This is a genomic window from Vibrio fujianensis (assembly GCF_002749895.1).
Lineage (GTDB): Bacteria > Pseudomonadota > Gammaproteobacteria > Enterobacterales > Vibrionaceae > Vibrio > Vibrio fujianensis.
In genome coordinates, this window is the sequence record NZ_NBUS01000042.1 from 150070 (window position 1) to 162750 (window position 12681).

Consider the following 12681-nt stretch of genomic DNA (forward strand, 5'->3'; position numbering starts at 1 on the left):
TTTTCTTTTGCACATCTTGAAGTTGGTCTCTCCCGGCTCGCACACTCAACACCCACAAAAAACCCATTGAAAAGAAAGTAATACCAAACGCACTCCACACATATTCAGCGTAACCTCCCATGGCAAAAAACTCGCTCCAAGAATTAAAATACATTTATTTCTCTCCCTGTAATTGTGTGGCTAACTCAATAACCCAAGGACGTTGACTTTCTCGTTGAATGATCTCATTGCGTAAACGAATCAAAGTGACCGCGACAAAGAAAAATGCAAAACCGACAATACAAATCAATAAAGGCCAAAGCATGTCTGATGAGATAGATGGTTTAGCAAATTTCGTGATTGAGGCACCTTGATGCAAAGTGTTCCACCACTCAACAGAGAAATGAATAATCGGTAGGTTGATCACCCCGACAATCGCAAGAATACCCGCAGCTTTTGCCGCCATTTTGGGGTCATCAAATGCTTGGTACAGTGCAATGACACCTAAATACAGGAAAAGCAAAATAAGTTCTGATGTCAAACGCGCATCCCATACCCACCAAGCACCCCACATAGGTTTGCCCCAAATGGCTCCAGTAACCAAAGCAATGAACGTCAATACAGCCCCAATCGGAGCCATTGCTAAAGCCGCCATATCTGCAACTCTAATTTGCCAAACAAGACCAATAAAAGCAGCCATCGCCATGGCTAGATAAGCTCCCATCGACCAAATTGCAGAAGGAACGTGGATATAAATGATGCGAAAACTATTACCTTGTTGATAATCAGAAGGCGCAAAAGCTAGCCCCCAGACGATACCTGTCACCAAACACAATAACGTTAAGGTAGTAAACCAAGGCAGAAACTTACCGCATAACTGATATACCGTTTCAGGCTTGGCATAAGGATGAAGCCATTTCCACATTGTTCGTCTCACTCTTGCTTCTGTAACCGAATCTTTTTGTTCAGATTATTATTCACTTAATCGGAATCAAACCGACTAATGCACACTAATTCGTAAAGCCGCGCTGATGGCTAATGGCGTTAAGGTTATTGCCCCCATAAGCATCGCGCCTAAAATAGCCAATTGCCCAGCATATGGTATACCCAAGGCTGCAGCATCAATTGCTGATGTGGCAAAAATTAAAATCGGAATATACAGCGGTAGTACCAATAAACTGAGCAATACACCACCTTTTTGTAGCCCCACGGTTAACGCAACACCAATGGCTCCCACAAAACTTAATGTTGGCGTGCCCAAGGTCAGTGTACAAACCGCGGCCAACCAGGTATTGAAGTCTAACGCTAGCAATATAGCAAGCAGAGGGCTGATCAAAATAAGAGGAACACCGGTTAATAACCAGTGTGCGAACACTTTGGCTATGACGACGACAGAAAGAGGCGTTGGCATTAGCATCATTTGCTCTAATGCACCATCTTGAAAATCGTCACGTAACAATCGCTCTAGTGACAGTAGTGCCGATAACAGAGCAGCAACCCAAAGAATACCGGAAGAGATTCGAGATAAAAGTACCGGATCTGGGCCAATACTGAGCGGAAAGAGCGTTATCACAATAATAAAAAACCACAGAGGATTAACAATATCAGCCTGACGACGATAGGCAATCAGCAGCTCTCGACGAACAATTGTGATCATCAACGAGAACATGACTCCACTCCCAGTTTAATTTTTCTCAATTTCGCATTATCAGTAAACATGTCCTGATGGGTCGTTAACATAATCATGCCTCCAACCTCTGTATGACGTAAGAAAAGTTGTTCCAGAACCCAAACACCCTGTTTATCGATAGCAGTTAACGGCTCATCTAAAACCCACAGTAAGTGCTCACTTAACCAGAGACGAGCCAAAGCAACTCGACGCTGCTGTCCTGCAGACAACTGAGCAACAGGCACTTCTTCAACCCCTACCAGCCCAACTTTGGCTAAGGCTTGATACAACGGCTGATCCTCGCAAGTACTGTTGCTCACCTTTTGATAAAAACGCAGGTTTTCTAACGGAGTCAATTCACGTTTAATCCCCGTTTGATGGCCAAGAAAAAGGAGATCGCGGTGAAAACTTTCGCGGTCTTGCGCGATATTCTCTCCCTTCCAGAGTATCTGACCAGCATCAAGGTTACCCAGCCCGGTAATCATCCTCAGCAACGTAGTTTTACCCGTACCATTTCGACCTTCAACCTGAACCAGCTCACCCGCTTGAATGTTAAAAGACAATTCTTCAAAGAGCACTCGATCATCTCGAATTGCCGTGAGATTTTTTGCTTCCAGCATGAGCTTCTATATCAATATGTTGGGTCAACCATATTAACACAGCCATAAAAAGACAAAATAGAATAAGGGTATTCTGGGTCACGAAAACAAATAAGAAATTGTTAATTTTTTGGTAAGAAAAGGTAAATTAACCCTTTGGTTTTATATGGGTATACAGACCTGATAGGGCGAAAAAAAGAAAGAACTCGATGCGACTCTCTCTAAATAGCGAAAAATAAAAAAAGGAAGCTCTAACACTTCCTTAATCAAAAGAGGGAACTTATTTTAGCGTTTTTTTCCAGTTGGATAAGGCGGTTTTCTATCTGGATCACTAGTCAGTGGTGGGACGGCCTCTTTGCCTGTTAACTTTTTTTGCAATGAAAGCATCAACTCAGCTTCAGCCTTAGGCAATTCACATTCCTCAATCAGCTCATTAATGTCGGCACCAAGCTTTGCCATTTTACTAGCACGACTATACAAGCGAGCATCAGTATCCGCGTTTTCTAACTGCTTAAGGCGCTCACTGAGATGAGCAATCATCTCTTGCTGTTCTGTCACTCGTTGCCCAAGCCCAATAGCGGCTGAACGTATTTCTAACAGCTGTTTGGTCGATTTTTGTAGCGATTTATCTAAGCTACGAGCCTGCTGACGAAAATAATCGGCTTGGCGAATCAGCTTTCGATGCAATGCCACTAGGCAAAATATGAGTAATAGTGCTACCAATAACCCGCCTCCAGCTAAAACAGGAGGCGTTAAATCGAAAAAATCACCCATTATAAATGAGCCATTTCATCCCATTCTTCTTCTGACAACAGCTTGTTCAGATCAACTAAAATCAGTAGCTTGCCATCACGATTGCTAACACCTTGAATAAATTTAGAACTTTCATCAGTGCCAACACTCGGTGTGGTATCAATTTCAGAAGAACGCAGGTAAACGACTTCGGCAACACTATCGACCAAGATACCAATAACTTGGCGCTCTGATTCAATAACGATGATACGTGTGTTATCGGTAATTTCACCAGACATCAGACCAAAACGTGAACGAGTGTCGATCACGGTAACCACGTTTCCACGTAGGTTGATAATACCCAGTACATAATCTGGTGATCCGGGAACTGGGGCAATTTCGGTGTAACGCAAAACTTCACGCACTTGCATCACATTAATGCCATAGGTCTCTTCTTCCAATTGAAATGTCACCCACTGAAGCACTTCATCGTTTGAGTGTTCTTTTCTCACTTTTACTTCAGACATACCGTTTCCTCTCTAAGTCGTTACCGACAAATATATAAATTATTTATCGAGTGCTTTGACATCAAGCCCTGCATTAAGCATAGCGATTAATGCTTGAACATGAATCAACGCACACATTTTTTCTTTAACCATTCCCGCAAGCCAAGGACGTTTGCCCACCTGCTCCCGCCAACGGACTTTATCACTACTTAGCCATTCTGTTCCTAATAGTTTGCTACAAGCAAGCCCCCACATACTTTCATCTAACATAACAATGTATTGATACCCTTCTTTATATGAATCATCGTGTAACTTTTCAGCCATGACCCATTTTGCCGTATCAACCACATCTAACTGATGCTCTCGACTCGTTTGTAGCCCTAGATACCATGGTGGACGACCAATTAAATGATTCAGTGTCGCTTTGCGATGAATACCACCCAGCTCATCAAGCGGAACAGCAAAAGTGACACCATTAACTTCAAAGTAAAGTACTTGGAAATTCGCTTCACGAACTGGGCAGTTCCAATGACCAATGGGTGACACTTCAGCTTGTGCTGTATCATCAGCTTGCGACTCTACTTCTTCAGTATGGTGGCTAGCGACCGCTTCTGCCACTTCAGGTTGCACCTGTTGTTGCGCTTCTTTAACAACCTCAACTGTAATGGGGGCAACCTCTTGTTGATAAGGTTCGATTTCCCATTCTTGAATTTCTTCTGTTACGAGAGGCTGCGGAATCGACTGAGCTATTTGCTGCGTGTTTTGCTCTAAAATATCGTCAATACCGAGTTCATCCACTGGATTACTGGTTTCTAACTGACTCAGTAATCGTTCTACATCCTCTAAGTTGGGTAATTCAAATTCAACTAAAGTTTGATCAACATAGTCAACCTCACTTTCCACTTTAAGCGCAGGAGCAGGTTGAGGCTCAAGTGATGGTTGGATTACCGGAGAATCCAATGTTGCTTGAGAACTCTGATCATCAAGCTCTTCTGCTAATAACGCAGTAAAGTAATCTTCTAAAGCTTGTTCACTGGATAATAATGGGCTACTCATTGATGGCTAGCCTCTCTAAAAACAACAGCAGTTGTTTATAGGCAAAGACACCACGACAGCCTTCTGCAAAGTGGGAAACGGGCAAGCGTTTTAAGCTGGCATCTCTGAATTTTGTATCAATTGGTACCGCTGAAGTCCAAACTTGCTCGGGATAGTCTTTTTTTAATTGATTAAGTGTCTGTAATGAAGCACGAGTCCGTTTATCATACATCGTAGGTACAATGGTCACTTTAAACTCACGACTACGAGACTTTTGCATAATAGCTAAAGTACGAACCATGCGTTCAAGCCCTTTCATTGCCAGAAACTCGGTTTGCACTGGTATTAAAATACGATCACTAGCAGCCAAAGCATTGACCATCATCACACCGAGGATAGGAGGGCAATCAATTAAGACGTAATCATAACTGGCACGCAAAGCGAGTAATGCGCGTTTAAGAATAAGCCCCATACCACTGCGATTGCCCATAACACGATCCAGCGTCGCTAAAGACATATGAGCGGGGATAAGATCGATGCCTTCAATATCCGTTTGTAAAATCAGCGGTTCAACACTTTGCTCGGTAAAATCACGTAATTGAAAAAGATCAAATAAACTCGCCGGTATCGCATCAGAATCATAACCTAGATACGTTGTTAACGACGCATGGGGATCGGTATCCACCAACAACACACGTTTGCCTTGTTTACTCAGTAGGCCCGCGAGGGTGATAGTCGTTGTCGTCTTACCGACGCCTCCTTTTTGGTTCGCAACGCTCCAAACAATCATGATGCTTCCTTAATTCAGACCGACTTCAACCAACATCCGCTCAGCAATACGTTCGAGAGGAAGATCTTCCGATGAAATCCCAGCTTTCGCTACCGCTTGAGGCATTCCATATACTACGCAACTCTCTTCATCTTGCGCCCAAATCGTGGCACCAACGGCTTTTAGCATGCGAGCGCCTTCTCGTCCATCAGCCCCCATTCCAGTCAGCACCATAGATAGCACTTTATCACCAAATATTTTCGAGGCAGAGCCAAAAGTGATATCAACACAAGGCTTATAATTCATTCTCTCACCGCCATCAATAATACGAAGGCGTGCTGCCCCGGGGCGACCATCGATCATCATCTGTTTGCCACCCGGCGCAAGATAGGCAACACCGGGACGTAACATATCCCCATCTTCTGCTTCTTTGACTTCAATTTTGCACAATGAATTAAGGCGACTGGCAAAGGCTGCGGTAAACGTCGCTGGCATATGCTGAATGAGTACGATGGGATGCGGGTAATTCGCTGGTAACTTAGTCAGAATTTTTTGTAATGCAACCGGCCCCCCTGTCGATGTTCCGATCGCGGTTAACTGATATTTCTTCCCCGATGCTTTAAAACGAGCAACAGGCGCAGCCTGACGACTCGCAGCACTCGAATTCGAGGTCGAAGGCGAGACCTGACGTGTCGAACAACTTGATGTCACAGGCGATTTTGCAAGCAGGCTACGACGCATAAACGTTCTCTTGCCTGCAATATCCATCACTTTTTGCTGAAGTAGCGAGACGGCTTCATCTCGATTACGAGCAATATCTTCAAATTTTTTCGGGAGAAAATCGAGAGCCCCCGCATCTAACGCATCTAACGTCGCTTTCGCTCCATCATGCGTGAGTGAGGAAAACATCAAAATTGGGGTGGGATTATTCGCCATAATCTCACGTACAGCCGTGATACCATCCATAATGGGCATTTCAATGTCCATCGTGATGACATCAGGTTTTAAGCGCAAAGCTTTATCTACAGCTTCACGACCATTTGTTGCCACATCAATGACTTCTAAACGCGATTCGGCATTGATGATCTCACTAACTCGACGTCGAAAGAAGCTTGAATCATCAACAACTAATACTTTAATCGCCATAGTTATCCTTATTATTAAGTAGCGAAACGCTACTAAAAACGCGAGGCTGCCGCGTATTTTTTCAGTAAATCAGATATATCCAATATCAGCGCAATATGCCCATCACTGGTAATCGTCGCTCCGGCCATACCTGGCGTCCCCTGAAGCAGTTTATCGAGAGGTTTAATCACGACTTCTTCCTGCCCAATTAAAGTATCCACCACAAAGCCGACGCGTTGATTACCTATCTGTACGATAACAACATGCCCATGCCCTTTACGGGCTTCAACCATGCCAGCTTGTGGGGCTAACCAATTTTGCAAATAGAAAAGGGGAATTGATTTATCACGAACAATAATGGTTAATTGGCCATCAACCACGTTCGTACGACTTAAATCAAGATGGAATATTTCATTCACACTCGCTAGAGGCAAAGCAAAAGGATGCCCAGCAACACCTACCATTAAGGTGGGTAGAATTGCTAACGTGAGGGGAACTTTGATGGTAATTTTGGTGCCTTTACCCAGTTCTGAATCTATATCAATCGAACCATTTAACGTATTAATTGCCGTTTTAACCACATCCATCCCAACACCACGGCCTGAGATATCTGAAATTTTCTCTTTACTTGAGAAGCCAGGCATAAAGATAAGGTTAAAGCATTCTTTATTGGTTAAGCGAGAAGCGGCATCTTCGTCCATCATGCCACGTTTCACGGCAATCGCTCTCAATTTATCGGGGTCCATACCCCCACCATCATCGACGATAGCAAGCTCAATATGATCCCCCTCTTGGGAAGCAGATAAAATGACTTTACCGGTGCGCGGTTTGCCAGATGCCACTCGATCATCGGGCATTTCTATACCATGATCGACTGAATTACGAACCAAGTGAATCAGAGGATCGGCCAATGCCTCAACTAGGTTTTTATCTAGATCGGTTTCTTCACCGCGTAATTCCAACACGATATCTTTTTTAAGTGTTCGAGCTAAATCACGGACGACACGAGGAAAGCGACCAAATACTTTTTTAATCGGTTGCATGCGAGTTTTCATCACCGCACCCTGTAGATCTGCCGTGACAACATCTAAATTCGAAACCGCTTTAGACATTTCTTCATCATTACTATTTAGTCCCAAGCTCAATAAACGGTTTCGAACTAAAACCAGTTCACCAACCATATTCATAATGGTATCGAGCGTGGATGTATCAACTCGAACTGTGGCCTCAACCTGTTGTTGTGGTTTTTTCACCGGACTCGCCGCTGTCGTAACTTCACGTTTTTCAGCAGTAGGGGTCGCTTTTACAGGAGAAGTCACAGCCGACGAAGCAGCTTTTTCCACAGGCGTTTGGGCTGCAGTTTTTTCCACAGGTGGTTGGGCTGCAGTTTTGCTATCTGTCGTTTGACTTACGCTCGTTGATGATTGGCTGATCGCGCTAGCAGGCTTTGTCGCCATTTCAAGTTCATCGATAGAAGGCCCTTTACCTGAGCCGTGTAACTCATCTAATAAGCGTTCAAACTCTTCATCTGTCATCAAATCACTATCGGAACTAAAACTGGAGCTTGCCGCTGGATTTGTTGATGTTTTATCTGGCGTTGATGAAGCAGATGTCTCATGCACAGAAGGCCCCTTGCCTTGGCCGTGTAACTCATCGAGCAGTTTTTCAAATTCATCATCGGTGATATCACCACTTGAAGAATCACTGTTTGAAGAACTACTAGTCGGTGCTGAAGGACTTGGCTCAGTGCTTGCAGAGGCTGTATTCGTTTCTGCACCCGGAGCTCGCCCTTTACCATGCAGTTCGTCGAGCAGTTTTTCAAACTCATCTTCACTGATATCATCAATCGAACCACTGCTCGTAGTATGTTCAGTGGATGCCGTACTTTCTGTACTTGCAGGAGTTTCAACCACAGGCTCATCGATTACTGCTTCAATTTCAGCCGCAGGAGGCGTTTGTTGATCAGCAGAAGGCTCATCTTCAGACTCTGGTTTACATAGCGCGTGTAACTCTTCAATTAATTGAGGATCAGCGGGTTGCACTGGTTCACGATTTTGTACCGCTTGAAATTGTTCATTGACCGTATCAAGGGCACGCAGCATGGTATCCATCAAACTCGCAGTGACGCTTCTCTGCCCATTCCGTAAGTAGTCAAACACATTTTCTGCGCCATGACAGGTTTCAACTAACTCGGTTAACGCTAAGAAACCCGCACCACCTTTTACCGTATGAAAACCTCGGAAAATAGCATTAAGAAGGTCTCGATCTTGTGGATTATTTTCTAATTCCACTAACTGCTCTGATAGCAGCTCTAAAATCTCACCGGCTTCAACCAAAAAGTCTTGAAGAATATCTTCGTCTAAATCGTAGCTCATACGTTACCCCTAAAATCCAAGACTCGACAGTAAATCATCGACTTCGTCTTGAGATGAAACTGCATCAATGCGCTCATGAGGGTTTAAAATCGGTCCTTCAGGTTCGCAAATTGCTTTTTCAACGTTTTCTGATTGTTGTTGTAATTGATTCTTGCCAAATACGGTCAAAATATCCACTAAACGACCTTCGACTTCGTTCACTAATGTGATCACGCGTCGGATGATTTGCCCCGTTAAATCTTGGAAGTCTTGCGCCATTAAGATCTCGGTAAGTTGCCCACGTAGTTCGCAGCTATCACCTTCGACTTGAGACAGGAGATCGTCGATACGATGACAAAGGGCTTTAAACTCACTCAGTTCGATTCGACCTTGCATCAGTTGATTCCATTGAGGACGAATCACCAATAAGCTTTCATGAAGGTTGTCAGCCATCGGCATACAGCGCTCAACAGCATCCATGGTTTTATTGGCTGCAACTTCTGTTTTATCAATCACGTAATGCAGTCGATCACGCGCATCAGGGATTTCATCATTCGCAATCTGACTCATCCGTTCATCGACATGAAACTCCCGCATGGCATCATGTAGATCGCGAGTTAATACACCGATTTCCTGCAGCACAGGGTTTCCTTCAGATTCATAAATCTGTTTAACCAGTTGGTTGGCGCTACCTTGCTGCCCTGCCTCTAGCAGTTGAACGAGTTCTTTTGCTTGTTCTAATGAAATCATCCTGTTTTAGCCTTGCTCGCGTAATGAATCAAATACCGTTATCGCTAACAAATTTCTACTTATGCAGTCTATTCGTTTGGCATTCATAATGTTAGCCTTCATAGCTATTGCTACATTGATAAAAGTTAGCGTTATAAACGCTCAAAGATTTTCTCTAGCTTCTCTTTCAATGTAGCAGCCGTAAATGGTTTTACGATATAACCATTGACTCCAGCCTGTGCCGCTTCAATTATTTGTTCACGTTTTGCTTCTGCGGTAATCATTAACACTGGCAAGTGTTTCAGTTCTTCATCCGCACGAATATTCCTCAGTAAATCTATACCTTGCATACCCGGCATATTCCAGTCAGTGACGACGAAATCAAAACCACCTTTTTTAAGCATAGGCAACGCCGTCAACCCATCATCTGCTTCTTGCGTGTTATTGAAACCCAAATCACGAAGTAGGTTTTTAACGATACGGCGCATTGTTGAAAAATCATCAACAATAAGGATCTTCATGTTTTTATTCAAAATTGCCTCCACTGAGTTCAAAGTCAGTGATATTTAGTCGTTTTGTGTCCAGGAACTTAACTTGGTTCGCAGACGTTGCATGGATTGGCTCAGTATTTGGCTCACGCGGGACTCGCTCACGCCAATTACTTCACCGATTTCTTTCAAGTTTAGCTCTTCATCATAATAGAGCGAAAGTACTAAAGCTTCACGTTCAGGAAGCGATTTTATTGACGTAACCAATGCTTTACGAAAAGCTTCGTCAGCGACGCCCTGAAAAGGAGAATTATCTTCACCATCTTCTAACGGTGAAATAGCATCATCGGACACACCGAGATCTTCAATGCCGACAATTCGAGAACCATTAATATCATTGAGTGCACTATGATAGTGTTCGAGAGACATGGATAAATGTCGAGCAACTTCTGAATCTGTTGGATTTCGGCCTAACTCACCTTCGAGTATAGCAATCGCTTGGTTAATTTCTCGATTATGTTTATGTACAGAGCGTGGTACCCAGTCCCCACGTCGGATATCATCCAACATAGCGCCACGAATGCGAATGCCGGCATAGGTTTCAAAACTCGCTCCCTTACTTCCATCATAGTTTTTTTGTGCCTCAAGCAAGCCAACCATTCCAGCTTGGATTAAGTCTTCAATCAAAACACTCGGCGGTAAACGGCCAATTAAGTGATGAGCAATACGCTTGACCAATACCGCATATTGGTCCAGAAAAAGCTTCTGACTCGTCATATGTCCATATTGATCATAAGTAAGCGCTTTATTCACCAAAAGGTTCCCCTACTATTTCTGTTCGGTTTAATAACCGTTCCACAAAAAACTCTAAATGACCACTTGGCGTCCGAGGGATCGGCCAAGTTAAGGCTTTATTGGCCAATGAGCTAATTGCCAATGAGGCCGGTGAGCGTGGAAAGGCGTCGACAACGATTTTTTGCCTTTTTACAGCCTGACGTACATTATCATCTAACGGGATACATGCGACCAGTTCCAAGCTCACATTTAAGAATCGTTCGGTAACTAATGTTAATTTAGCAAACAATTCTCTTCCTTCACGATAGCTTCTCACCATGTTGGCGACAATTTTAAATCGCTGAACTTGGTGTTCTCTGCTTAAAAGTTTGATCAGCGCATATGCATCAGTGATTGATGTGGGCTCATCGCATACTACCACAACAACATCTTGTGCCGCACGCGAGAAGCTAACAACCATATCAGAAATTCCGGCTGCCGTATCAACAAGCAGAATATCCATTTCATCTTCTAAAGAACCAAACGCACGAATCAAACCAATGTGTTGGGCATGGGAAAGCTCCGTCATCGACTGAGTTCCAGATGTCGCCGGAATAATTTTTATTCCATGAGGCCCTTCAACAATGGAGTCTTTCAGCTCACATTCGCCAGCCAAAACGTGCCCTAGATTTTTTTTAGGACGAATCCCCAGCATTACATCGATATTTGCTAGACCTAAATCGGCGTCCAGTACCATGACTTTTTTCCCTTGGCGCGCCATACAGATGGCCATCCCAAGCGTCACGTTTGACTTACCCACTCCACCTTTCCCACCCGTGACAGCGATCACTTTGGTGACTGAAGGTTGAGTTAAACGGCGTAAGCCACTTGCTTGATCATATATCATATTATCCGTCATATCTGTCCGCCGCCTAGAATCTCTCTGAATCACTATTCCAGTAATGAGGTTCATTTTCTGTCGACTGCTCAAGTAACTCATTGGCTTTTGCTACCATATATTTAGGCTGAGCAATCACGATGTCTTCAGGAACACGCTGCCCATTAGCGATATAAGCAACCGGCAACGCGTTTTGAACGACAACACTGACAAATTCACCTAAGCTCAAACATTCATCAAGCTTAGTCATAATGCACCCAGAAAGAGGAATTCTTCTAAAGTGCTCGATGGTTTCTTGCAGAACCTTGCGCTGAGCTGTAGCGGGAAGCACTAAATAGCTATGAATCATTTCGCCGCTTTCTTGCATCAAAGTATCTAACTGCTCGGAAAGGCGTACATCACGTTGCCCCATTCCAGCTGTATCAACGAGAATTAATCGTCGATGACGTAACTGAGAGATTACATCGGCTAACTCTTTGGAATCTTTAGCAACTCTTACTGGGCATCCCATGATTCGGCCATAAATCGATAACTGCTCATGAGCCCCTATCCGATAAGTGTCTGTGGTAATCAAAGCCACATTATCGGAGCCATATTCCATCGCAGCACGAGCGGCCAGTTTTGCTACAGTGGTTGTTTTTCCAACGCCAGTAGGCCCTAGCAATGCAACCACACCCCCCCGTTTTAAAATATCTTTTTTGACCACAGGGATTTGATCTGAAACTAAGCCTAATAAGGCCTTCCAAGCTTTGGGAGGTGGTGTATCTTCGGGAATATAGCAGGCCAACTGATCAGCAAGATCCAGCGATAACCCCATCCGCTCTAAGCGTTTAATTAACATGGCACGCAACGGCTCTCGTCGCTCAACTTCTTGCCACATTAATCCTGAAACTTGGTGTTCTAGCAATCGACGAATGGAGTTCATCTCTTCTCGCATGATCTCGAGTTCATTCGGAGTAAGAGCAATGTCTTCACTTTGATTCTGCTCATAGCGAGTGGGGTCTAATCGAGCACGTTGCCGTGA

At 44.0% G+C, this 12681-nt stretch carries 15 protein-coding genes and 1 pseudogene; all 16 read right to left on the minus strand.

Annotation, left to right across the window (positions count from 1 at the left end):
- Positions 1 to 154: heme exporter protein CcmD (gene ccmD, locus B7C60_RS09600; protein ID WP_245869203.1), on the minus strand; the 154-nt coding region annotated here is incomplete at its 3' end.
- Entirely contained in the window at positions 155 to 904 is a 750-nt protein-coding gene (locus B7C60_RS09605; protein WP_099611462.1) for a heme ABC transporter permease, read from the minus strand.
- Positions 905 to 979: 75 nt separating this feature from the next.
- On the minus strand, positions 980 to 1648 hold the full coding sequence (gene ccmB, locus B7C60_RS09610; protein WP_099611463.1) for a heme exporter protein CcmB: 669 nt from the start codon (positions 1646 to 1648) through the stop codon (positions 980 to 982).
- A complete protein-coding gene (ccmA, locus tag B7C60_RS09615; protein WP_099611464.1) occupies positions 1636 to 2268 on the minus strand; it encodes a cytochrome c biogenesis heme-transporting ATPase CcmA in 633 nt (210 codons plus the stop codon). The genes ccmB and ccmA overlap by 13 nt, the downstream gene beginning before the upstream one ends.
- A 264-nt stretch (positions 2269 to 2532) precedes the next feature.
- Positions 2533 to 3021, minus strand: a complete 489-nt coding sequence (locus tag B7C60_RS09620) for a DUF2802 domain-containing protein (protein WP_099611465.1) — start codon at positions 3019 to 3021, stop codon at positions 2533 to 2535.
- Positions 3021 to 3506 (minus strand): chemotaxis protein CheW, encoded by a 486-nt coding sequence (locus tag B7C60_RS09625; RefSeq protein WP_099611466.1) that lies wholly within the window; start codon positions 3504 to 3506, stop codon positions 3021 to 3023. The genes B7C60_RS09620 and B7C60_RS09625 overlap by 1 nt, the downstream gene beginning before the upstream one ends.
- A 39-nt stretch (positions 3507 to 3545) precedes the next feature.
- Positions 3546 to 4115: a chemotaxis protein CheW gene (locus B7C60_RS20065; RefSeq protein ID WP_425445507.1), complete on the minus strand. Its 570-nt coding sequence runs from the start codon at positions 4113 to 4115 to the stop codon at positions 3546 to 3548.
- Positions 4116 to 4181: 66 nt separating this feature from the next.
- A pseudogene (locus tag B7C60_RS20070) lies at positions 4182 to 4541 on the minus strand (chemotaxis protein CheW); the annotation flags it as partial.
- Positions 4534 to 5310 (minus strand): ParA family protein, encoded by a 777-nt coding sequence (locus B7C60_RS17090; protein ID WP_170886641.1) that lies wholly within the window; start codon positions 5308 to 5310, stop codon positions 4534 to 4536. The gene B7C60_RS17090 and the pseudogene B7C60_RS20070, both read right to left, overlap by 8 nt.
- 9 nt (positions 5311 to 5319) lie before the next feature.
- The gene (locus B7C60_RS17095) at positions 5320 to 6435 is read right to left on the minus strand and encodes a protein-glutamate methylesterase/protein-glutamine glutaminase (protein WP_172953240.1); all 1116 of its coding nucleotides are present in this window, start codon (positions 6433 to 6435) and stop codon (positions 5320 to 5322) included.
- A gap of 32 nt (positions 6436 to 6467) precedes the next feature.
- The gene (locus tag B7C60_RS09640; RefSeq protein ID WP_099611468.1) at positions 6468 to 8789 is read right to left on the minus strand and encodes a chemotaxis protein CheA; all 2322 of its coding nucleotides are present in this window, start codon (positions 8787 to 8789) and stop codon (positions 6468 to 6470) included.
- Between the two features lie 9 nt (positions 8790 to 8798).
- A complete protein-coding gene (locus B7C60_RS09645; protein ID WP_099611469.1) occupies positions 8799 to 9518 on the minus strand; it encodes a protein phosphatase CheZ in 720 nt (239 codons plus the stop codon).
- A gap of 131 nt (positions 9519 to 9649) precedes the next feature.
- A complete protein-coding gene (gene cheY, locus B7C60_RS09650) occupies positions 9650 to 10018 on the minus strand; it encodes a chemotaxis response regulator CheY (protein ID WP_078925277.1) in 369 nt (122 codons plus the stop codon).
- A gap of 45 nt (positions 10019 to 10063) precedes the next feature.
- On the minus strand, positions 10064 to 10798 hold the full coding sequence (locus B7C60_RS09655) for an RNA polymerase sigma factor FliA (RefSeq protein ID WP_099611470.1): 735 nt from the start codon (positions 10796 to 10798) through the stop codon (positions 10064 to 10066).
- Entirely contained in the window at positions 10791 to 11678 is an 888-nt protein-coding gene (locus B7C60_RS09660) for a MinD/ParA family protein (RefSeq protein ID WP_161427355.1), read from the minus strand. The genes B7C60_RS09655 and B7C60_RS09660 overlap by 8 nt, the downstream gene beginning before the upstream one ends.
- Before the next feature lie 13 nt (positions 11679 to 11691).
- A partial coding sequence (gene flhF, locus B7C60_RS09665; RefSeq protein ID WP_245869129.1) for a flagellar biosynthesis GTPase FlhF occupies positions 11692 to 12681 on the minus strand: 990 nt, incomplete at its 5' end.